The 22,423-nt window shown below is 44.4% G+C and carries 20 protein-coding genes; 10 read left to right on the top strand and 10 right to left on the bottom strand.

What is annotated here, in order from left to right:
• The first annotated feature begins 28 nt into the window (after window positions 1-28).
• Genes ACOOFG_RS06970 through ACOOFG_RS06955 form a run of 4 tightly spaced genes read left to right on the top strand, consistent with a single transcriptional unit; the run spans window position 29 to window position 2,981 of the window.
• The gene (locus tag ACOOFG_RS06970) at window positions 29-661 is read left to right on the top strand and encodes a dienelactone hydrolase family protein (protein ID WP_420420755.1); all 633 of its coding nucleotides are present in this window, start codon (window positions 29-31) and stop codon (window positions 659-661) included.
• A complete protein-coding gene (locus ACOOFG_RS06965) occupies window positions 658-1,032 on the top strand; it encodes a hypothetical protein (RefSeq protein ID WP_420420754.1) in 375 nt (124 codons plus the stop codon). Before ACOOFG_RS06970 ends, ACOOFG_RS06965 begins: the two co-directional genes overlap by 4 nt.
• On the top strand, window positions 990-1,946 hold the full coding sequence (locus ACOOFG_RS06960) for an MFS transporter (protein WP_420420753.1): 957 nt from the start codon (window positions 990-992) through the stop codon (window positions 1,944-1,946). Before ACOOFG_RS06965 ends, ACOOFG_RS06960 begins: the two co-directional genes overlap by 43 nt.
• Window positions 1,947-1,973: 27 nt before the next feature.
• A complete protein-coding gene (locus ACOOFG_RS06955) occupies window positions 1,974-2,981 on the top strand; it encodes a hypothetical protein (protein ID WP_420420752.1) in 1,008 nt (335 codons plus the stop codon).
• Here the strand turns inward: ACOOFG_RS06955 and ACOOFG_RS06950 are convergent.
• From ACOOFG_RS06950 to ACOOFG_RS06940, 3 genes are all read right to left on the bottom strand, one after another.
• A complete protein-coding gene (locus ACOOFG_RS06950) occupies window positions 2,907-4,187 on the bottom strand; it encodes an MFS transporter (RefSeq protein ID WP_420420751.1) in 1,281 nt (426 codons plus the stop codon). The genes ACOOFG_RS06955 and ACOOFG_RS06950 overlap by 75 nt on opposite strands.
• Window positions 4,174-5,070, bottom strand: coding sequence for a DMT family transporter (locus tag ACOOFG_RS06945; RefSeq protein ID WP_420420750.1), 897 nt, complete (start codon window positions 5,068-5,070; stop codon window positions 4,174-4,176). The genes ACOOFG_RS06950 and ACOOFG_RS06945 overlap by 14 nt, the downstream gene beginning before the upstream one ends.
• Before the next feature lie 105 nt (window positions 5,071-5,175).
• A complete protein-coding gene (locus tag ACOOFG_RS06940; RefSeq protein ID WP_420420749.1) occupies window positions 5,176-5,793 on the bottom strand; it encodes a hypothetical protein in 618 nt (205 codons plus the stop codon).
• A gap of 193 nt (window positions 5,794-5,986) precedes the next feature.
• Here ACOOFG_RS06940 and ACOOFG_RS06935 point away from each other — a divergent pair, with 193 nt between their 5' ends.
• Window positions 5,987-7,786, top strand: a complete 1,800-nt coding sequence (locus tag ACOOFG_RS06935; RefSeq protein WP_420420748.1) for a hypothetical protein — start codon at window positions 5,987-5,989, stop codon at window positions 7,784-7,786.
• Window positions 7,787-7,789: 3 nt separating this feature from the next.
• On the opposite strand, the gene ACOOFG_RS06930 is transcribed toward ACOOFG_RS06935, so the two are convergent.
• Both ACOOFG_RS06930 and ACOOFG_RS06925 read right to left on the bottom strand, forming a co-directional pair.
• Window positions 7,790-8,587: a cysteine peptidase family C39 domain-containing protein gene (locus ACOOFG_RS06930; RefSeq protein WP_420420747.1), complete on the bottom strand. Its 798-nt coding sequence runs from the start codon at window positions 8,585-8,587 to the stop codon at window positions 7,790-7,792.
• 182 nt (window positions 8,588-8,769) lie between these two features.
• Window positions 8,770-11,304: a hypothetical protein gene (locus ACOOFG_RS06925; protein WP_420420746.1), complete on the bottom strand. Its 2,535-nt coding sequence runs from the start codon at window positions 11,302-11,304 to the stop codon at window positions 8,770-8,772.
• A gap of 75 nt (window positions 11,305-11,379) precedes the next feature.
• Here ACOOFG_RS06925 and ACOOFG_RS06920 point away from each other — a divergent pair, with 75 nt between their 5' ends.
• Window positions 11,380-13,455: an MGH1-like glycoside hydrolase domain-containing protein gene (locus ACOOFG_RS06920; RefSeq protein WP_420420745.1), complete on the top strand. Its 2,076-nt coding sequence runs from the start codon at window positions 11,380-11,382 to the stop codon at window positions 13,453-13,455.
• A gap of 166 nt (window positions 13,456-13,621) precedes the next feature.
• Here the strand turns inward: ACOOFG_RS06920 and ACOOFG_RS06915 are convergent, their stop codons facing one another.
• Window positions 13,622-14,329, bottom strand: a complete 708-nt coding sequence (locus tag ACOOFG_RS06915; RefSeq protein WP_420420744.1) for a hypothetical protein — start codon at window positions 14,327-14,329, stop codon at window positions 13,622-13,624.
• Between the two features lie 160 nt (window positions 14,330-14,489).
• Between ACOOFG_RS06915 and ACOOFG_RS06910 the strand changes: the two genes are divergently transcribed.
• Both ACOOFG_RS06910 and ACOOFG_RS06905 read left to right on the top strand, forming a co-directional pair.
• On the top strand, window positions 14,490-14,729 hold the full coding sequence (locus tag ACOOFG_RS06910) for a hypothetical protein (RefSeq protein ID WP_420420743.1): 240 nt from the start codon (window positions 14,490-14,492) through the stop codon (window positions 14,727-14,729).
• Window positions 14,726-15,106: a hypothetical protein gene (locus ACOOFG_RS06905; protein WP_420420742.1), complete on the top strand. Its 381-nt coding sequence runs from the start codon at window positions 14,726-14,728 to the stop codon at window positions 15,104-15,106. The genes ACOOFG_RS06910 and ACOOFG_RS06905 overlap by 4 nt, the downstream gene beginning before the upstream one ends.
• Before the next feature lie 143 nt (window positions 15,107-15,249).
• On the opposite strand, the gene ACOOFG_RS06900 is transcribed toward ACOOFG_RS06905, so the two are convergent.
• From ACOOFG_RS06900 to ACOOFG_RS06890, 3 genes are read right to left on the bottom strand one after another with little or no spacing between them, the layout of a single operon-like run.
• Window positions 15,250-16,614, bottom strand: a complete 1,365-nt coding sequence (locus tag ACOOFG_RS06900) for a sodium:solute symporter family protein (RefSeq protein ID WP_420420741.1) — start codon at window positions 16,612-16,614, stop codon at window positions 15,250-15,252.
• Window positions 16,611-18,461, bottom strand: coding sequence for a glutamine--fructose-6-phosphate transaminase (isomerizing) (gene glmS / locus ACOOFG_RS06895; RefSeq protein ID WP_420420740.1), 1,851 nt, complete (start codon window positions 18,459-18,461; stop codon window positions 16,611-16,613). The genes ACOOFG_RS06900 and glmS overlap by 4 nt, the downstream gene beginning before the upstream one ends.
• 27 nt (window positions 18,462-18,488) lie before the next feature.
• Entirely contained in the window at window positions 18,489-19,238 is a 750-nt protein-coding gene (locus tag ACOOFG_RS06890; RefSeq protein ID WP_420420739.1) for a class I SAM-dependent methyltransferase, read from the bottom strand.
• A 51-nt stretch (window positions 19,239-19,289) separates the two neighbouring features.
• On the opposite strand from ACOOFG_RS06890, the gene ACOOFG_RS06885 reads away from it, so the two are divergent.
• Window positions 19,290-20,267, top strand: coding sequence for a magnesium transporter (locus ACOOFG_RS06885; RefSeq protein WP_420420738.1), 978 nt, complete (start codon window positions 19,290-19,292; stop codon window positions 20,265-20,267).
• Here the strand turns inward: ACOOFG_RS06885 and ACOOFG_RS06880 are convergent.
• Window positions 20,230-20,874 (bottom strand): hypothetical protein, encoded by a 645-nt coding sequence (locus ACOOFG_RS06880; RefSeq protein ID WP_420420737.1) that lies wholly within the window; start codon window positions 20,872-20,874, stop codon window positions 20,230-20,232. The two genes, ACOOFG_RS06885 and ACOOFG_RS06880, sit on opposite strands and share 38 nt — an antisense overlap.
• An 18-nt stretch (window positions 20,875-20,892) precedes the next feature.
• Here ACOOFG_RS06880 and ACOOFG_RS06875 point away from each other — a divergent pair, with 18 nt between their 5' ends.
• On the top strand, window positions 20,893-22,338 hold the full coding sequence (locus tag ACOOFG_RS06875; RefSeq protein ID WP_420420736.1) for a hypothetical protein: 1,446 nt from the start codon (window positions 20,893-20,895) through the stop codon (window positions 22,336-22,338).
• Window positions 22,339-22,423: the final 85 nt, after the last annotated feature.

Here is a 22,423-nt window from a genome sequence, read left to right as displayed (position 1 = left end):
AGGCAAGAGAACGTTATAAAAAAAATTTATGAGTGAAAAAGAAGTATCTATCCCAGTAGGAGACGGGGCGATTTCGGGAACTCTAGCCGGAATAGAAGAGGGGAAAGGCCTGGTCATTTTCGTCCATGGGAGTGGGAGTTCACGTCAGAGCCCACGGAATCGCTTTGTAGCCACTGAGCTTCGGAAAGGGGGAATGGCGACTCTTCTTTTCGACCTTCTCACTCCAAAGGAGGAGGGTATCGACGATGTTACAGCCGAGTTGAGGTTTAATATTCCCATGTTGGCGGAGAGGACAGCTTTGGTCGTTGATTGGGTCGAGAACGAAATGGGCCATTCCCTTGGCCTGTTTGGAGCAAGTACAGGCGCTGCTGCGGCGTTGGCTGTTGCTGCAAAAAGGAAGAAAAGCATCAAAGCGGTTGTCTCTAGAGGGGGACGTCCAGATTTGGCGCTCGGCGTTTTGCCTGAAGTGCAGGCGCCGACCCTTTTGATTGTCGGAGGGGAAGATGGTCCTGTGATCGAGATGAATCGCGAGGCCTTTGAAAAAATTGTTGGAGAAAAAGAGTTAGTGATTGTTGAAGGAGCCACACATCTCTTCGAAGAAGAAGGGAAATTAGAAGAGGTGGCTCAGTTATCAAGAGAGTGGTTTAAGAGATTTCTATGAGTGAGCAGCAAGACTTTAAAAAGGTGCTGGGATTTTTTATCTATTGCTTAGCAACCCTTTTCCTCATTTACGAAATGGCACTGCAAGTGTCGCCAAGTGTCATGACCCATCAACTCATGGCAGCTTATCAAATCGATGCAAAAGCGCTTGGGATTTTGGCTTCTTTTTACTTTTACAGCTATACCCTGATGCAGATTCCTGTAGGAGTCTTGTACGACCGGTACGGCCCCCGACTTCTCATCAGCTTAGCTGCGTTTGTTTGTGCAGCAGGTTCGTTATTTTTTGGTCTCACTCGTCACGTTTATTTAGCCGGCCTTGGCCGTTTTTTATGGGAATCGGTTCAGCATTTGCCTTTGTTGGGGTGCTTGTAGTTGCAACTCGATGGTTTCCTCCTTATATTTTTGCTTTTTTGGTAGGAATCGCCCAGTTTTTAGCTGCCATTGGCGCACTTGGCGGAGAGCTACCTCTTGCAGGTTTGGTCAACGAATTCGGTTGGCGCACTGTGATGGTATTATCAGGGATTTTAGGGATCGTCATTGCACTTTTCTGTGCGATGATTATACGTGACTATCCTTCTTCGCATTTGCGTCCGCCTCCTCAACCTCGTCACCATGTCTGGAAAGAGCTCAAAGAGATTTTTCATTCAACGCAAACTTGGTGGACCGCTCTTTACGCGTTTTCTAGTTGGGGACCGATTGCTGTTTTTGCAGCTCTTTGGGGTGTTCCGTACATGATGATCAAGTACCATATTTCCAATACCAAAGCCGCGCTTGCTATTGCAATGGTGTGGATGGGATTGGCTCTCATGAGCCCTTTTCTGGGGTGGTTTTCGGATAAATTAGGGCGGCGTTGCATCTTACTCACGTCAACCTCATTCATAGGGCTTATTGGATCGCTTGTGGCCATCTACGTTCCCGGCATTCCTTTTTGGCTATGTTGCGTCTTTTTATTTCTCATAGGAGTGGCAGCAGCTGGCCAGATTTTAACCTTTGCCCTTGTCAAAGACAACAACCGTCACTCGCGCATTGCTACAGCAATTGGTCTTAATAACATGGCTGTTGTCATAGGTGGGGCCCTCTTCCAGCCGTTTGTCGGTTACATCTTAGACCATTTCTGGAATGGACAGAAAGTGGGAGGAGTACCAATCTATTCAATTGAAAACTACCACATTGGTCTTGTTGTCGTGCCCATTTGCTTTGCGATTGGTGCCATAGTGAGTTTATTTTTTATTCGTGAGACCTACTGCCGCTCTCACTATGACGACTATACTGACTACGTGCACTAAACGTAGGGATTCTTTATCATTGAGGGCATGAAAAAATTTTTATGCCTCATTCTCCTACTGTTGCCTCTTTGTGGTTTTGCGAAAACCCACCTCTTTGTTTTGTTTGATGCAGGAGAAACTCATGCTCTTCAACCGGTCATGGAAGATCTCATAGAGCAGGGAGAAACAGTCGATGTATTGGCACTCGGTACGGCTCAGACGCTGCTCCCTGATGCACCAACTGTTCAAGAAGTGGGGCGATCTTGGGATCGCTATGCCCCTCTGCCCGATACGCAGCTACTCTCAGTTTACTCTCCCGATGTTGTGATCATCGGAGTTGCTTCAACGATTCAGCTCCAAGTTGCAAAAGCTTTTGAGGGGAAAGCCACAGTTGTGGCCTATTACGACAATTTCAATCCCATTGATCGGAGTGTTTATGCGTCTCTCATTCGAGACATAGAGCCCCACGTTGACCTTTTCCTCACTGCCTCAGATAAAGGTGCTGCTTCATCGCATGCTAAAGAGGTCCACACAGTTGGAAATCCCGACGTTGAAAAGTTGATTGAGGCTCTTCAAGAATGCGATTCGGATTCACAAGTGATGGCCTATATTGGAGGGTATGACACGGATTATCCAGAGGCATTGGAGCTCTTCGCAACTGCTATGCATCCATTCCCAAACTATCAATTGGTGATGTGTTCGCATCCCAAGTCGGATGGGAGCCTCGAGCAGACTCTTTTCCCTAGCGCTACGTTTTCTCAGGATTCTCTTGCCGCCATCAAGCAGGCTGATGTTGTTGTCTGCCATCGGTCAACTTTAGGTATTAAAAGTCTCTTAGCTGGCAAAAAGGTGATTTTTGTGGATCCTGCGGCACATCCTATGGCTGAAGAATGGGGCGCTTTTTTAGCCACAGATGTTCTTTCATTTCAGAAGGCCATGGAAGCAGAAGCTCAAGTTGCAAAGGGCAAGATTCCCAAGGAATCAATCCTCCTCTTCCGGATCCTTCTCACGAACGAAAAAGGCAAGAAAGAAAGCCAATACCAAGCAGATGGGTAGGGGAATCAAAGCATATTGGTAGTCATCTAGCGTAAAGTTACGTGTTCCAGCGACGACATCCCCTTGAATTTTCAAAAGGTATCCAATCAATGGTTGCAGGACAGGAGCTCCGAATAGAATACAAAGCATATTTGTGAAGCCCATAGCTACCCCTTTGCGCTTTTTCGTGACATAATTGCCAGCTAAAGCAAAACAAAGCGCATAAGAGCTACAGAAGAAACCTAGGATGAAGATGACGACAAACATAATAGGAAGAGTGATTCCGGGAACGTACAAAGCAGTCAGCATCGCTGCAAGAGAGACGAGAGACCCAGCAAACATGATCGGTTTTCTTCTCGGATAATGAACTGAGATCCAACCTAAAGCAAGGGTGCCAAAGCAGGCGCCCACAAAAAACATCGAAGCGACATAGGCGGCAATATCAACCGAGACATTGTAACGGATTGCAAAATAGGGAACTCCCCAAAGCGCTGCAAACCCTTGAAATAAACCAAAAATCAGCCCTCCATAAATTCCATTCATCCAGATTTGGCGGACGGAAAGGACGGCTGCAAGATTTTTTCCCGTCTCTTTCAAGGTGTTTTTAAAGGTTTTTCCGTTGTGGAGAGGTTGATCATGATCAGGAAAGTCGTGAATGATAAAAAGAGATAGAAATGTCAAAACAAGTCCAATAACAGCCACAAGGATCATGGTTTCCCGCCAACCAATTTGAACGACGCTATAGGCAATGCCTCCCTCTCCGATAACTCCTCCTGCCAGGGCTGTAAACTCGGTCAAAGCAACAATGAGTGTGAAAAGAGCCGGTTTAAACCAGCGAGCCCCGAGACAAAAAGCAGAGATGATAGCTGGAGCAGTAAAAATCCCCATGAGCATACGGGCTGTTTGTCCTTCCCAAAAGTTTTGAGAAAAGGCAAACCAACCGACTACAATGGAGCAGAAGAGAAATCCAATCTTGAGGACACGGCGCGGTCCCCAAAGATCGACGAGCATTCCTGCGGGAATTTGCATCACGATATAGGTATAAAAAAAGCTCGAAGTCAAAACCCCAATTTTCACGACATCGATGCCATACGTTTGCATCAGTTGAGGGATCATGACACTGGGGCTTCCTTGGAGAATGAATGTATAAAGTCCAAAGATTGAAGCCAGGCCCCAGATGAACCAAGGACGCACTTTTGATTGATGAAACCGATCAAGCCATTTCATATGTTTTCTTCCGTTTGACAAGTTCTGTCGCAATTCCAAGACCTGACAAGATCAAAGCTCCACCCACATAAGCATTCCAGGTCAAGCGTTCCCCTAAAAACCAAACGCCAAGAGCTAGGGCGATGAGAGGAAACAAAAGGGTGCAATAGGAAAGATACGAGGCGCCTGCCACCTCGATCAGACGATAATAAAAAATGAAGGCTAATGCTGACCCAATCCATGCTAGTCCCAGCACCGAAGTCATTGCTTCGAAAGAGGGAAGGGGAAGGGTCCATGGTTTTTCAAAAAAGAGACACAAGGGAAGAGCCGAAGCAGAGGCCATGATCAACTGCCATGTCGGGGCCACGAGAGGGGGAAGCCCTTGAAGATGTTTTTTTGAGTAGACCATGCCAACGGCGTAGCCAACTGAGGCTAAAATCACCATGAGGATTCCTTGTGTATCTCCATAGTTTCCTTCTAAACTAGGGACAAGCACAAATGCAAGCCCAATGATTCCGAGGAGGATCCCTATCGATTTTTGCATACTGAGTCGGTCATTTGGCAAGGTGAAGTGAGCCAATGTGACAGCAAAGATCGGAACAGAACCATTAATCAGTCCTGCCAAAGAACTCGAAATGGTTTTTTCACTTGTCGTGATGAGGAAAAAGGGGAGAACGCAAGCGACGCATCCCATCACAAAAAAATGCTTGGCATGCTTCCGATGGAGCCAAAGCTTTTTTCCTTGGAGCTTGAGTAAAACTAGTAGGGTTAGAGCGGCAATAAAGACCCGAAAAAAGACCAAAGTCATGGGCGGAATCTCGTCGACCCCCACTTTCATAAAAAGGAAAGAGGGTCCGAAACAGCAAGCGAGCAAAAGGATCAAGATGAGCTTGTGATATTTCACGTCGAATCTCCAAATATTTTGAAGATTCTAATGAAGGTGCCAGATTTTAGGCTATTTTTTTCTTATTGAATGAGGGGAGTTTTAAATCGCTCCCCTTTGGCTTTTTCAGGAAAAAAGGTAGTTCACAAGACTTGCGGCGTAGTAAGCATTATTTGCTACCATGCCACCTATCAGTACAGTGACTGTCATTGTATTAAAAACTGCTCTTTGAGTTTCTGAAAGGCTGTCCAAAACATTTAACAGCAAACCTATGAATCCTGATTGAATTGCTAACTTCACTGTTATGGGAAGACATATTAGATTGGTTATATAAACGGATCCATAAGTCAGAACTGGAGAGAAGATTCCCAGGTCAACAGACGAGGTAATCCACTCAACCGTCTTTGGTAAGCCATATGATACTAAAAACAAAGGCACGATCTTCAAAAAAAGAATCGAAACGAATCTAACAATTTTTTCCTTAGTTGAAAGAATCTGAGTGATATTAAGGGGTTCCCTGCATGTTGGACAAGTTGTATTGACCGATAGCCAAGGTGCTAGACAATTTTTATGAAATGTATGTTGAACTTTGAGATCTCTTTCGTTAGCGGCTGCATTATGACTGACCCACCTATCCCCTTGTTCAATTTGATCATCTCGACAGATCACACAATAAGGAGAGTCAGGGTTAGAAAGGTATAAAGATGCACTTGCATCCATAGGTAACTGTTGTGGCATGCTCATATTTTTTCCTCCAAAAAAATTATAGTAGAACGGGCAATAAGTATAGATCAGAGTAGTTTAAAAGTAATTATTAAAAATTAATTTTACAAACTGTTTTTAATTAAACTTAAATTCTTGTGGTTGAAGGTGTTTATTGTTTTTTCTTAAGGAAGTTCGTGTATCATTTAACCTTTCAAAACTTTAAGGGGAAAAAATGCTTAGTCAAGTGAGTTTTCTAAGTTCCTATCAAACTATTGGAGTCGTGAGTGGAATGCTACTCCCTCCTGTCGGAAGTGTTGCGCTGCGTCCAAAATTTGACCATTTAATGACGACGAAGACCAGAGAGTTTTTCTATTATGTCGCAACTTCCTTTTTTCCAATCATGGCACTCTCAATATGGCAAGGTGTGGCGTGGGAAATCAGTCTTCTTGCGAGTAGCTTTTTAACAGGGTATGCGGCAGAAATTTCCCGTTATATAAGCTCTAAGAAAATGGCTCAAGAACCTCAAAAACCCCGACTTCATTCTACACAAGATGAAGAATCAAGTGTAGGACCTCTACAAACTGAATCTTCCACAGTTTTACAAAAATATGCACCGACTTCTTCGAGTGAACTCCTCCATCACGTTTTTCCTGGAGATTATCAGGTGACGGAAGTCGAAGGTAGGGTGCAAATCGATGACAATGATGTGGAATCGTGTGTGAAAATATGGCTAGGGAAAAACGACGAAGATCATTTGACTTCTGAAGATATTGCGCCCCTGAAAGCTTATCTCCGTTACCGCGTCTTTGATGGGGTACAAAAAAAGCAAATCAGACAAGAAATCTACCGCTCTTTGAACCCCTTGCTTGAAGGAAATGATGAAGAGGTGACTCTTCCTTGTATGACTGGATATAGCGGGGAGGAAATGCGGCTCGGTCGAGAAAATGGCTGGATCGTTTTAAAAGGCATTCGAGGATGGGGAGATTGGCAAATCAAGATTGATGCGGATGGGAACTGTGAGTATCGTGATGGATATGTGATCATTAAAAACGAAGAGCGAAGTCAATTGACGTTGGTCAACCCCAATCACAGCATTCGGAAAGACGCGTCTGGATTCAAAGGTGAGTGGATTTTTAGAGCTGATGGGCCACAGCTTACAAGGCTTAAAAGACACTTACAAATAGGTCCTGCGCATCTTGAGCTTTTAGTTTTTAAACTGACTCAAATTCAAACATTTTTGGACCAAGGAATGGCAAGCCAAATCCAATCTTATTATGCATCTTGTTGCAACCTCCTCGTCGGGCTTCATCAAAAAATTGAAGGAGAGAAAGGGCTGCAGCTGGTATCAAGAGATGCAACCACTGGTGAAACGCGTTGGGTTTTAGGTCCACTGTGGAACCCTGTTGTTGCTTCAGAGGATAGCTATTTTAACTGGCTGATCACAAAGAGTTCTTCAGGAGCGCTTTCTCTTAGCTTGGAGAAAAAATCTACAGGTCGAGGCATGATGGGAGGCACAGCAAAACGGACTGTGACACTTTCCTCTGGTGAGACTTCAAAGCAGCTCAAGGTTGAGGTTACTAAAAGTGGGGCAAATGATACGTCATCTTATGAGTCATCATCGGTCTATTTGTTAGAGCAGCTGCCCGATCAACACATTCGCGTGCAGCCATTGGGAAAAGATTCAGCGGATCGTTTTGATGGACTCTTTTTAGGAATACCTGGTCATAATGAAGTCAACTCTGGTCTTCAAACCCATGAAGAAATCAACAAAGATATGGATTTCATCATGAAGGTCTTAGCGACAATTGCAGATATTCAATCAAGTCCCGATACCATGCTTATAGATGAAGAAAAGAAAGAGATTCGCACTTTGAGTGGACACTTAGTTCCTCTTGAGCGCCTGAAACTTCTTTATAGTCTACGTCAAGGTAATTATGGGCACCCATATATTTGGTATGATAAGGAAGAGTCTGTTGGGTGCATAGGGTCCCGGTGGGTTCATTATAAAGGACCTTTAAGGATCGCCATGTAGCTTCTACTCTACTTGAAGGATGGTACAGGAGGCGTCCCAAGAATTGCGAAAAGCATCGAGAGTGATCTCAATTTCCCATCCATGGTACGGATCGCGGATACGCGCGGAGGACTCGCTTAGTGCATCGAGAATAATTGAGTGGCTGCCAGCTCCCGAATCAACAGAGACAATGGCAGGCCCCTGTTTTTTGAGACACTCTTGGAGATCTGTAAGGTTTGAGCAATGAGTGGAAAGTGGTTTCAATCCAGCATTTTCAAGATCCTTGATTTTTTTCTCTGGGGTTCCTAAATTTCGGCGCGTTAATTCCACAAGATTGATTGGTTTTTCATGTTCTAATATGAGCATTGCTGTTGCTGCTGCAGTGCAACCTCGTGTGCTTTGTTGTTGAGTGATGGGCTTTTTATTTTCTGTGAAATAGACAGTGACGGATCGAGGCTCCTGTATGATTTTCATTGAATGGATAACAGGGTAAACTTTGAGGATGCTTTTATCGCTATACGAGTTTGCATAACCATGTGCTCCAAGTGTTGAGAGCTTGCCTAATTCAGGGAAGAGAGAGGGAATTGTTTCTTTGGGAGAAAAAGACTCTAAGATTTTCTCGAGCTTAGAAAAATCGGGTTTCTCAAACCCTCCGCGTGTATCGGACATTCCAATTTTCGGGTACTTTCTGCGGAAATCTGTATAGGGAATTTCAAACAGTTCAAAAATATGAGAGCGTAAGGTTTCAGTGCTTGAACCTGTTTCAACCTTTGAAGTGGTATCGACTGTTTTAGGCGTGCTTACAACAACACTAGATGCCATTTCCCCCTCCTGATATTGATTAAGGGCCCGTAAAGAAATAAAGTCCACAATTTGACTGGCTGCGACTTTGCCAAATTGAGCTTCTTCGTCGCCCTTCCCTATTGGGAATGATGCTCCTCATTCATCTCAATTTTGCTGCGTCTCGCTTAAGTCAGATTGTGGACTTTATTTCTTTACGGGCCCTAAGCCTTGACCCCTTTGTGATAGCCTTGGCTTTCGACAAAGTTCAGCATCACTACATGGCGCAAGAAGGATTCGAAGGTGTTCGGGTCCTTATAGAGGTGGAATGCACCATCAGCGATTTGATTGAGCCTTTGGTTGGCGTAAAGTTCCACTTGGTCGAGGACCAAAGGTGAACCATGGCGGATAACCTTACTGCCCCACATGCGAGCCTTTTCAGATAGTGTATCACCCGACGATTGCAGGCGGACTTCTTCTTGTTTGATTTGCTCAAGCTCTGCTTGGTGTCGGTAAACCCCTTGATGAAACTTCTCAAGCTCTTGGCGCACGTAACTCAAAGATCCAACATCTTTTTGTTTAAGAAACTTGCGTAATCCGCCTTGGAATGAGACGAGGTGAGGCATGATCACGGTGTTGGAAACTTCATTGATGCGTCTGACATGCGCTGTCGTTTGCGTTTTGCCATTTACTTTGTCGTCGATGAGGTGTTGCCTTTTTTCATACTCGCGGAGGAATTCAACCGTCATTTGATTGAGCGATTCGAGAATTTCATCTTGCTCATGTTTGTCTGTTGCTTTTTCGAATCGCGTTAGAGCATCTTCCATTTTAATGAAGAAATTGGTCGAACGGGATCCATTACTTTCGAAGAGGTGGCGGTCCATAAAGTCGATGTAGTTGATAACTGATTGACTGGCTGTCATCAGGGCGTTTTTCCCTTCATCTTGGACGACTTGGTGGACACTCTTTTTGATGATACGGAAGGTCGTTTCACGAAGTGACTGCTCAGTTTTGTTGAAGCGAATTTTCATTTGAGCTTGTATTTCTGCATCCGTCACTTGAGAGGCTTTTTTCCCATGCTCAGAAGCAAATTTTTGTTTAAGTTCTGCATCTGTTGGCTTATGACCAAGTTTTTTCGCCAGCTTGTCTTTATCTTCTTGCGAGTAGTACATCTGAATCACTGTTTGAGGAAACATGCTGTCATTGGTCTTTTTGAAGATTTTTAAGATCATTTCGTTCATTTGATCTTCTGTCAAAACAGACTGGTAAACGATGATGAGAAGTTGCACGATGGCGTTGCGCAATTGTTCATCAGCAATTTCCTTGACTGCATCAGTTGCTTCGCTGAGCGCGTTGTCTCTAGGATTTTGGGCTTTTGAAAGCGATTCAGAGGTAAGGTTGCGGTTGAGGTCGATCACGCGGACAGCATTCGCGACGGCTTCTTTGAAAAGTTTTTTCGCTTCTTCCCCTTCATGTTCGATGGCTTCGCCTCCGCCTTTTTCTAACAGCTTTTCAACTTCTAGGAGTTGGTCCAGTAAGACTTCATCAATCGCATTGGTATATTGTGACTGACGATACAGAGAATCTTTCATCGAGTCGAGAACCATATTGGAGATATTGAGTTTTGTCATGAAGAGCTTTGCAGCCACTTGGAGAACTTTTGACCCCACCCATTCAACGGTTTTTCCAAGAAGGTAACCTGCAGTCACTGCAATTTGGGGAATTAATGTCACGAGGGTACGCACCCCTTGTCCAACTGCTGATTCAGCTTGATTTGTCCAATCTTCTAACGAACGGTTTGCTGAGAAACAGTAATTTGAAAAGAAACCATCAATTGATAAGAATTGGTCAATAGCACATTTTGTTGTCCGTGCGACAAGCTCATCATGCGAGTATCCGCCGTTAAGGTCCGGTGAGCGCATGGCAATTTCTAGTGCTTTTCTCCGACCAAGGGGGCCGAACACTTCTCCTGTCTCGTCATCTGCCCACCTTGTCATGGCTTTTTTCTGAGCGATGAAACAGTCATTGATCCGTTCAACTGGGCTAAGGTGAATGGTACTTAAAGGTTGCTTTGTCGGAAGGGAGATGGTCTTTGTGAGGTAGTCGATAAACGAGCCCGTGAAGTGCTTCGTGAAAAAACGGACTGCAATCATAGTGACCCAAGTGGTTAGCTTAGCCGCCCACTTTCTAAAGAAGCTAATGTCTTCTCGCGCATCGATTTCTTCTTTCATTTTTGCGACAAATACACTTCTTTGTTCTGTTTCAGGAGCAGCATCGACAGCGTTCATGATCCGTGCATAAGCAGCATCGCTTTGCTTTTGAAAGGCAAGAGGGTCTTTACCTGTCGCAGAAACACCTACGACATTGTAAATGAGTTTAAAGGTCGAAAGATAGCCTACTTGGTCGACGAGACGCTCTTTTTCGACCGCCATTGCTCTTTCCCACTGTGTCATTTCTGTTTGCTTTTTCGGGCTTAAGGTCTTTTCTTGTTTGTCTTTGAGCTCTTTTAAAGCTTCATAGTGATTGCCACGGTTGATTTGTTGTTTCATGCGGTTGAGGCGCACCTCGAGGTTGCGAAGCTCAGAGGATTCTAATTCTTCACCCATCCACTCGTAAACCGTCGAAAGCCACCCAGCTGTGACACGAGAAATATTTTCCAAAGCCTCTGTTCCAAGCCTTTCAGGATGATTTTGGAAAAAACGAAGAGCCAAGTCAATGTTGCGGCTGAGCTCTGTAGGGTTTGTCACTGCTGAGGTCATGCTTGTTTCCAAAGCGCGTAGATCTTGGATTTCATCTGAGGAAGCAAATGAAGGCTCTCTTCTTGAGAGCTATGATTGAAGATCTCGATTTTCGCGCAGATGATGTATCGCAATACTTGGTCTTGGACCGAGACACCCTCGCCAAAGCCTCTCATGCAACTGGGCCCTCAGCCAAGTGATGCCATTTGCATTGTCGCTGATGACGCAGGGACTGTGCCTCCAACGCGCCTCAATTTCGACTACTACCTTGGAAAAAGGTACTTTTATGCAGATCAAAGAGCTGAAGCACTTTTCACCGAAAACGAGACTAACAGAAACGAAATCTATGGAGAGAAAAACCCCACCCCTTACGTTAAAGATGGGTTTCACCGCTTTGTTGTTTTAGGAGAGAGAGACAAAGTCAATCCTGAGAAAAAAGGGACGAAGGCCTGTTTTTATTTTCGTGATCTCAAGGTTCCACCCAAAGGAAAAGAGGTTATTTATCTTCGTTTTTCTGATATAGCCCTTGAGCATCCCTTAGCAGGCGTGCAGGAAATGATCGATAAGAAAAAACGGCAAGCTGATCAATTCTATGAAAAGATTCATCCCAAGGGAATCTCTGAAGAAGATAAGTTAATTCAACGAAGAGCCCTTTCTGGGATGCTCTGGAACAAACAGATCTATCTTTATGACGTCAATTTATGGCTGAAGGGAGATAATCCCGCAAATCCACCGCCCAAATCACGTCAAACCATTCGCAATACTCACTGGAAACACCTCATCTCAAAACGGATTCTTTCGATGCCCGACAAATGGGAGTACCCTTGGTTTGCTGCTTGGGACCTAGCGTTTCATACCGTGTCACTCGCACTTGTTGACATAAAGTTTGCAAAAGAGCAGTTGTGGTACCTCCTTTTTGACCAATTTCAACATCCCAATGGGCAAGTTCCCGCTTACGAATGGGAATTTTCCGACCTCAACCCTCCTGTCCAAGCGTGGGCAGCATTGCGCCTGTTTCAAATGGAAGAAAAGAAGACGGGGAAGCGAGACATTGACTTTTTGAAGAAGTGCTTTCACAAGCTCATTTTGAACTTTGTCTGGTGGGTGAACAAAGTGGATGCTAAAGGAAACAATGTTTTCGAGGGCGGCTTTTTGGGACTAGATAACATCACCGTCATCGACCGTAGCAAAGTTCCCGGAGGAGGGAAGCTTGAGCAGTCAGATGGAACAGGGTGGATGGGACTTTTTTGCCTTTGTTTGATGCGCATGTCCCTTGAACTTGCTGTTGGCGACCCTGTCTATGAAGGGATGGCCCTGAAATTCTTTGAACATTATGTCTACATTTCCAACGCCCTTGTGAGTGCCGAAAACCGAGACATCCAAAATTGGGATGAAGAAGATGGTTTTTTCTATGATGTCATAAGCTATGGCGATTCAGGACACGAGCGGATCAAAGTCCGTTCAATGGTTGGACTGATTCCACTTTTTGCAGTGGATTGCATCACAGCTCAAGACTTAGAAAGGCATAAAGAGTTTGCTGAGAACTTTCGCTGGTTTACGAGTAACCGCCCAGATATCTGTAGCCACTGTGTCACACCACTGAAAGATGGGAGTAAGACAAAATATCTTCTAACCCTCATGGATCAAGAAAAGCTCCAGCGCATCCTACAAAGAGCGTGGGATCCCGAAGAATTTCGCTCTCCTTACGGTTTGCGGAGTCTCTCCAAACACTACGAAAAAAGCCCTTATGAAATGCGCGGCGCAAGCATCAATTACCAGCCTGGGGAATCTGAATCTGATATTTATGGAGGCAACTCCAATTGGAGAGGTCCCATTTGGTTTCCCACCAATTTTCTCTTTATCGAAGCCCTTTCCAAACTCAATGCTCACCTAGGAGACAGTGTCAAAATCGAAGTGAAAGGGGAAAAGCCAGTTTCTTTCCGAGACATGGCAGCTTTTTATGTCAAAGGACTCATCAGCCTTTTCCGTAAAGGAGAAGAGGGGAAAAGACCCATCTACAATTCCTATGAAAAGTTACAAAACGATCCGAACTTCTCCGATCACATTCTTTTCTATGAGCATTTTCACGCAGATAAAGGACGTGGACTCGGCGCCTCACATCAAACAGGCTGGACAGGGCTTGTGGCGAATCTCATTGATGAGTGGTTGTAGAGACTACTTAGATAGTGTCGTCACAAGTTGGTCAATCCCTAATCGACTCCTGGAGAAAATTTCATCGTTGCCTTCCTTCGAAAGTCCGATTTGGGCTTCCTGCTATCTAATCGCCTTGAACTTTTCTTCCATGAGCCGCTTCTTTATTGCCGCTCTTGTGACGACATTATCTAGCCCACTTCTTAGGGTAGGCCACAAATTTTGCGCGGCTTGCATAGTTTTCGGGAATCACGAAATGAATGACGTAATCTGAAAAAACCTTTTGCAGATTTTCATAGATGTAATCGATAGAACATTCATTTTTTTTGTACTTATCGTAGGGAATGTCCTTGCGCCCAGGAACTTTAAAATCGTCGATCACAATCACGCAATTATCTTTGTGCGTTTTGCTGATTTCTTCGATTTCTTGGCGTAGGGGCCATTTGTCGTACCAATGAGCATCTAGATAAAAAAGAACTGGCTTTGATTGAAGCGAGGGAAGCAAGTCTTTCATTACGAGCTCAGAGCTTCCTAGGTGAAAGATGATATTCGATCGATCTCTTAAAGCGTCTTTGGTTTCTTCATAGATTTTTTCGACCACCTCTATTGTATGCACCTCTTTGCCAATCGATGAAAAGAAAGCTGTTGTAAAGCCTCTATATGTTCCCGTTTCGACAATGGTATGGATTGCAAACTCTTTTACAAGGTATTCAATGAAAGCTCCAATTTCAGGAGCCGTGTTGAAGGCAAGATTTTCAGGGTGGCTCAATGTCCGTTTATGAGGCGTTGCATCCCAAGTAGGCAAGGCGCGATGAAAGTCAATTAAAGGAGGGAGTTCTTGAGCGAAAGAGGCAAAAGAGATGAGGCAGCTCAGCACACTTAAAAATCTTTTCATAACCAAAATGATTAGCAAATAGAGAAATTTATTCAACCCCTGAATGGAAAATTTTAAATCTCAAAAACGGAATGACTTTGAAGCCTGCCTTGTTTTTTTGCCTAAAGCATGACATAATTTTTTCCTCAAAGTTATTTATTCAAAAAAGAGGAGAAAAAATATGGCAGCTGTCAATCCTGCAACACCAGAACAACTTGCATTTATTCAACAGAGTTACCTCATTCCAGAAACGCTCAGTCATGTGAATGATGCTGAAATGGAAAGTTTATTTTCTAAAGAAGGCCTAACTTTTAAAACGAGCGAAGAAACTGTCCAACTTCGCTTTCAGCTGAATGCAGACAGAGTCGATTCTCTATGTATAGAGATGTTTAAAGGGGATAAATATGAGTTTTTTGCATGAGATTTAGCACTCATGCCAAAGATCTAATGATCTCTACGCGACACATTACTCAACACTCTTCAACTGAGTTTGAGACTTCAGATACAAGCATTGAATATCAAATGCAAAATTTGCGTGAAGCACACTCTTTTGAAAAAGCTTTAATGCAAAAAGTGCCTTTTTCCGAAAAAAGTGTAGATGAAAAGCTATTTGTCAAACTGGGCTTTGATTTGCACCCTAAAGTCAAGGAGACTATTGAAACCTGGTCTAAAATTGAAGAAGGGAGTCTGAAACTCAGTGTTGCAAAGCCAAGTCCAGAAGATTTACAAAGACAGCGCGATGCGTTCAGGATGCTACCTGAGAAAAGAGGCTTCACAGGCACGTACTCCGTAACTTGAGAGATCTGAAGAAGGGCTTTTTAGAGCTTGGTTATTGCATAGTGCTTTTAGTCCATAGCTAGGATAGCAAAAACAGAACCATTCTATAAACATTTGTAGGTTTGAAATGTGGCGAGGGAGATGTTATTTTTCCCTCTCCGTGTTTACCTGGTGTTTCTCTGAAGCCTGGGAAGAGGTTTCAAATACGATCCGACGATACCCGATAAGAAGGTAAGAGGAATGCCGTACATGACCCAGTACCAAGTGTAGAGACCGGCTTCGCCAAAGTGGAGATAGCAGCCGATGCCCCAGCCTAAACCCACGATGATACTGAGGAAAGCTCCAAAAGGTGAGACTTTTTTCGAGTAAAATCCCGCAAGTAGTGCAAATGAAAGTGCAGCAACAGGAATGTTAGCTAAAATCAGCTTGGCTAAAATCTGGTCGACAAGTGTGTTTCCTAGAAGATACGAGAGTGAGGCAAATGCTAGTGTTAGCAAGAGCCCGCGCTTATAATTTCCGTCGGGGCGGCATTTCCAGAAATCTGCAATGATCATGGCGCTCATAGCACTCCAAACACCTGATAAGGTAGTGGCACAAATGGCAAAAAGCGTGGCAAAGGCCAGGCCTTTCATTCCTGTAGGAAGAAGCGATCTCACGATGAAAGGAATCCCTTCGTCAGGTGATCCTAATCCGATCCCAGCTCCTTTGAGATAAGCTGTTGCGAGCACACCAGCTCCATAAAAGAGAAAGACGAGAATCGCTGCAAGACCGACTGAAGTGCGCGCTACTTTGGGTGAGCGAGCAGAGAAAATCTTTTGCCCATACCAAGGGGCTAAGATGTAGGTGAACATGGTGAGAAAAATGAGCGAGACGACAAAGCGCGTAGGAAGAATTTGGGCTCCTTCAGGAAAGATGAGGGACGCTTTTGGTGCGGCCCTGTAACTGACAAACAAGATGGTGGGGATGATCAGGCACATGAGCAAAAAACTTAAAATGTCAGTTCGAATGATGGCAACGAGGCCTCCGCGAAGGGTCATCATGAGAGTGATTCCAATGAGAATCAAACTGATTATCCAAGGAGAAAAGTTGGGGAAAAGGGGGTGAAACAAAAGAGAAAGAGATTTGACGTAAGTCGCAGTGAAACCAATCATTGCTGTCATCAGCGCTAGTGACGCGAGCTTTGCAAGGGTTTCTCCATACCGTTTGCGAAAAAGTTCGACTACGGAGTAAGCGTCGAGATTTTTCCACTTTTTGGCGACGGTGAGGGCATAGAAAACAAGTCCAATTAAAAAGACGAGGGGGAGAGAAAGGGCGCGGACTCCCGCTAAATAGCCAAGTCCTGCAAATGAGAGAAGAGTTGAGGTATTCATCTCGGTCATGACAAGTGTACAAGTCAGTTGCCAGACATTGCATTTTCTCTCGGCAAATAGGTAGCTGGATTCGGAACGGACCGAGCGATTTTTAAACAGTCCGAAGAAAAGTAAACAGCCAATAACCCCTGCGAATGTCAAGACATCGAAGAGAATCATTCCACGGTTACCGACTTTGCTAAGTTTCTGGGTTGATCAATTTCTGTTCCCCGCCTCTTTGCGATGCAGTAGGCGAACAGCTGTCCTGCGACTGAGTAAGGGATGGAAGCCAAAAAATCGCTGACTTTTGGGAGATACAAGATATCTGATGTGATCTTTTCGAGCTCTTTGATTCCTTTAGGAGCAAATGCCAAGATTTCTCCGCCACGTGAGCTCACTTCCATCAAATTACTGAGCATCTTGTCCATTGTCTGCATGTTGCCACACATGCCAATCACAGCCAATTTTGGACTGACTAAGGCAAGCGGGCCGTGTTTCATTTCTCCAGCAGGGTAGCCGCAGGCGTTGAGATAGCTGATCTCTTTCAATTTGAGAGCGGCCTCTAAGCTTGTGGGGAACATATAACGACGTCCAAGAAAGAAAAACTGCTCAAAGGAGGCATACTTTTCTGCGAACCGCTCAATCACATCGGCCTGTGATAAGACTTGAGTGACTTTTGTTGGCAAATGGCGTAGTTCTTTCAAGAAGTTTTGTCCCTCCTCCTTATCGAGATGACGGATTCGAGCCATGAACAAGGTAAAGAGAGCGAGAACTGTGAGTTGGCTGGTGAAAGCTTTGGTTGAGCAAACGCTCACTTCAATTCCTGCATTGAGAAAGATGCAGCTGTCTGACTCTCGCGCAATGGTCGAGTGGTTGACATTGCAAATGCCAATGACTTTGGCTCCTTTCGCTTTCGCTTCCCGAACTGCTGCCACGGTATCAGCCGTTTCCCCTGATTGGCTGATGGCGATTACAAGAGTGCCTTCTGAAATGATGGGATTGGTGTAGCGGAATTCAGAAGCGATCTCAACTTCTGTTGGAATACGGGCAATGTTTTCTAGGAGGGAGGCGGCGATGCATCCGGCATGCCATGAGGTGCCGCAACCTAAGATGAGGACACGGTTGATCGATTGGAGCTGTTTTGGGTCTAAATTAAGCTCTTCAAAGACAGCTGTTCCAAATTCTTCTTGTGTTCGGCCGTACATGGCTTGTTGAATGGTTTGCGGTTGCTCAAAAATTTCTTTTAGCATGAAATGCTCAAAGCCGTTTTTTGTGACTTCGCTTGATTCAATTCCAATTGTTTCCGTTTTTTTGGTCACTTTTTTCCCTGCTCCGTTGAAAACTTCAACATGACTGTGATCGAGTATTGCAATCTCATCATTTTTTAGATAGACGACCTCAAGTGATTTTTGAGCGAGTGAGTTGGCATCAGATGAAAGATAGGCTTCACCTTTTTCTCGATCAATACCAATGACGAGGGGGCTTTCTCTAGAGGCGGCAACGATTTGGTTCGGATGGTCGACATGGATGATCGCAATGGCAAGAGATCCGTGCAATTGTTTAAGTGCTGCTTGGACAGCTGTTCTCAGGTTGCCTTTGTATAAGTGAGAAACCAGTTGCGCAATCACTTCAGAATCGGTGTCTGATTGAAACTCTACACCTTCAGCTTCTAGTTTTTCACGGATTGCTGTGTGATTTTCAATGATTCCGTTATGAACGACTGCGAGGGTCTCTTTTTGGTCGAAGTGGGGATGCGCATTTTCTTGATTGGGAATTCCATGGGTTGCCCAGCGGGTATGCGCAATCGCCGTGTCTAAGCGGAGCTTTTCTTGCGCAACAGCCGTTTTGAGAGAGTGGACCTTTCCTGCCCGTTTGCAGCTCTTGATTTTGCCATCGATGATTCCAGCTATCCCAGCTGAATCATAGCCACGATATTCCAGTAGGGAGAGTCCTTCTAGGCAAACATCAACAAGGTCGATGCCATCTTCAAGTTCTTTTGGTCGTATATATCCGTAAATTCCACACATCGTTTTTCCAACCCATTTTTTCCCATTTTACGATTTCGTCGCCTCAATCGCAAGAAAAAGGGGAAATTCTTTCCTGGCACGGTTTTCCATCTTGGCCCATTTACCTGAGCTTTCCTTGTTCGAACACCACTCATCCAAGCAGGTCATCCCAAGTCCTGCATCGGTTAAAAATCGGCAAAGGTCAGATAGGGGAAAGTGGTAAGAATAGGTTTTGACAGCTTCTTTTTTTCCGCCGGGATGCATCGTAATGGGGATTTCCATAGGAGTCATGTACCGATCCACTTTGCGTGATTGCAATTTTTTTTCGGGGTCGATTTCCCAATGTGACTGCCGAGGAATCCGGAAACAGGGGTGATTCAGCACTAAAATGAGTTTGCCTCCCTTCTTGAGATGAGCTGCCGCCTCAGTGATGGCTTTACCAGGGTCCTTCATATTTTGGAGGGATAAAATGAAAAGGGCGTAGGAAAAGTTGGACCGATCGATCTCTAGCGGCTGAGTAACGTCTCGGAGGAAAAACTGATGCTCTTTGGAGCGCTTCTGTGCCTGCTCAATCAAGGAAGGAGCGAGATCCAGTCCATAATAGACGATCCCTTTTTTTAACTGACGCGCAAGCACGCCTTGACCACATCCCATATCGAGGACAGCATCGCCGCTCTGCAGCTTAAGCCAAGATTGCAATTTCGGGAAAATGACCTCTTGATGGTAGTAGTGCCCCTCATCTGAGACAATTTGGTCGTACCATTTTCCGACTTGTTTCCATGATGTATCCTTACTCATGCCGTCATTTTAACCAATTGACATTTACGAAGAAAGCGGTAAGATAAATCCATGGCTACAAACTATGATAAACCCCTTCGCGATTTCATCACTCCCGTTCGCACGACGGTGTATGTCGATCAGACGATTGAAGAAGCTTTAGCCTTCCTGCGTGAAAAACACATCGATGAAGAGATTATTTACATCTACGTTGTCGATGAGGATCGAACACTCGTCGGGGTTGTTCCCACCCGTAAACTTCTTCTTTCTGAGCCTGATACTCTCATTTCAAATGTCATGGATACGACTCTTGTGACTCTCAATAGTGAGCAAACTCTGCAAGAAGCCATGGAATTTCTAGAGTCACATCGTCTTCTTGCCCTCCCTGTTGTAGACAATAACAAGCACCTTCTTGGTGTGATCCATGTGGGGCACTATCTTGAGGAAAAGGTTGATGTGGCGAATGCCCGTAGGCGTCATGATATCTTTCAAATGATTGGTATGGTTGTGGAAGAAGGAAAACGGGCTAGTGTCTGGAATGGCTACCGGAGCCGCATGCCGTGGATTTTTTGTAACATGTTTGGGGGATTTGCTTGCGCCGTTATTTCACGCGTTTTTGAAATTGTCCTGGCCAAAGTTCTCTTGCTCGCCATGTTCATTCCTCTTCTCCTCACCCTTTCTGAGTCGATCTCGATGCAGTCGATGACACAAAGTATGCAGTTACTAAAAAGGCCCACACACCACATCCGCTATATTTTTCAGTCGCTCATCCGTGAATGGCAGACCGTTGCCATGCTAGCAGTTTCCTCTGGGATTATTGTAGGGGCGGTTTCTCTCTTTTGGGGGGATGGGGTCTTGCCTGCAATGACGATTACTTTTGGGATCATGGTTTCAGTTGTGATTACTGCGAGTATTGGCTCAACGATTCCTCTCGTTCTACATGCCCGTAAATGGGACCCTCGCGTTGCAGCGGGTCCTGTTGTTCTCATGTTTGCTGATGTCCTCACCACCCTTATCTATCTCTCTCTAGGCACCTGGTGGCTTCTTTGACAATCAGAGGGGTAGGGATGTGTTTTTCAGGATCGAAGGGTTCGAGCTGGATGAGAACCTGATCCCCACGGATTTGATTTCCACTGAAGTTCTTGAGTTTTGATTCCATTTGCATGGCAGGGAAGACTTTCCCGCTCCATGTATCGCAAATGACAGCTTGTTTCCCCCAGCTTTTATAGTCAGAAGAATTGCTTTGAGGGTTTCTATCCAATACGAGAAAAACGTGATTTCCTCCTTTGAGGAAGAAAACTTCTGCTTTGAGAGGAGCTTTTTTCTCGAGACAATAATCTAGCGCTAGAGCGCTCATTTCAAGACAGGTTCCAATTCCAACGTTTTTGGCGACAGCTGCGATTTTGCGTAGGTTGCAGATCGAAAACTCTCTAGAGGCAACAGGTGTATAAGCCATTTCGAAAGCCATCTCGGCCAGTTCCTTAAAAGTGACCATGTTGATGGGATAGCCGATCTGTTGGCTCTCTTTTTCATAGTCGATTTTTCGTCTCGACAGATAGTTGGGTATGATCGGGACTTTCTCCTGAACGTAGGTGTTGATTTCATGCCCCAGCTCGAGATTGGCTTGAAGTTGTGAATTAAAATTTAATGTTGTCATATTTACGAATCCCCATCTATGAACTTATTAATTATAACACAGCCAATATTTAATATTGTTGTAATATTAAATTATTTTTTATTAATTACTTTTAATATTATTTTTTGCTATAATTTTTTGAAAAAGAAGGAAATAAGGGAGATAAAGATGAGTACGGGATTTACTCACTTGGGTGCTGGCATACCTAGCCAACCAATGCCAAATCAATACGAACACGGCGGATGTACCTATTATGGTGCACCACCTCCACAAATGCAGTATCAGCAACCTTACTACCCACCAGCTTATTCTTTTTCAGATGAACAAGCTAATGCGAACCTCAAGTTTTATGCGGATGCTGATGATCTGGTCATGGCTGAGCAAACCCTTGCTCTTTTTGACCAACATGGTTTTAAACCAAGTTCAGTAAACTATACGAAAATGATCAATGCATACGGCCGAAGTGGTCAACTAGATGCGGCCTTTAATATTTTTCAAAAGATGCAAGAAAAAGGGATCAAGCCAACAACTTTCCACTACCATGCGCTCATGCATCAATGTGTAAAGAATGGCCAAGAAGGTAGGGTTTTTGGGCTTTTCCATGATATGCGAAAAAAGCAGGTTAAGCCGAACAAACTTATCAACATTCAGCTCATTTCCGCCAATGTCAACTTAGGGAATATGGCAAGGGCTGGCCAGATTTTTAGAAAGTATATTGGAAGTCCAAAAGTTTTTCAGCAGAGCGGAAAGCCTCATATCGATTGTCATGACTTGAGTCCTCAAGCAGCTTTTGTTCAGGTTACTGAATTTTTAAATAGTCATGATGGAAAGCCTTTTTCAGTGATTGTTGGCCAAGGATGGCACAGTAAAGGCCAATTTCAAATGAAAGACTATATGTTGAATAAGTTGAAAGATTACCAGGATCTTGAGGTAACAGAGAGAAAAGATAATCCTGGCATTTTGGATGTGAGCTATAGGAGTGTTCAACCACAACAAGGAGCTTCTGATTCAGGCATAGCTTCACCCCAAGCAACAAGTTCGCCTCAAATAAGTGAAGAAAGTGACCCCAAGGAAATCGAGCAATCCTCCTCGCCTAAAAATGAACTCATATCTGAGCAACCTGAAGAGGTGAGTAGTGGTCCTGAGAAACCATCCTTCGCGACTAAAGAGTTTGAAAGTCTCGAATCACCTAAGCTATCTGACTCTGAGCAGGAAAGCGAACTTAGCGAAAAATCTGAAGAAAAGAAAGAAATTCCGGATGCTCTTATTGGATTAGACGAAAAGCTATCGAACTCTGAGCGCTTAAATGAACTTAGCGAACAGCTGAGTGTAATGAGAGAAACTCCTGAGATTCTTAATGAATCAGACCAAAAGCTGTCTAATAGTACCTCTGATGATGAAGTATCTCTTCAAGATACTATTCAGGAGATCATATGGTCTTCAATGGTAGTCGTAGGAGGGCTTTCCTTGCTCCAATTGTACTAGAAAAGGGAGAGATATTAAAGTCGCAGGGTTTTGAGCTAAAGCTTGATGCAAGATATTCCAAGGGGCTTAGATGTGAGCTTTAGTG

Source organism: Simkania sp., from assembly GCF_965215465.1.
Taxonomy (GTDB): Bacteria; Chlamydiota; Chlamydiia; order Chlamydiales; family Simkaniaceae; genus Simkania.
Note: the sequence above shows the minus strand (reverse complement) of the source record. Positions and strands in the feature narration are given on the sequence as shown.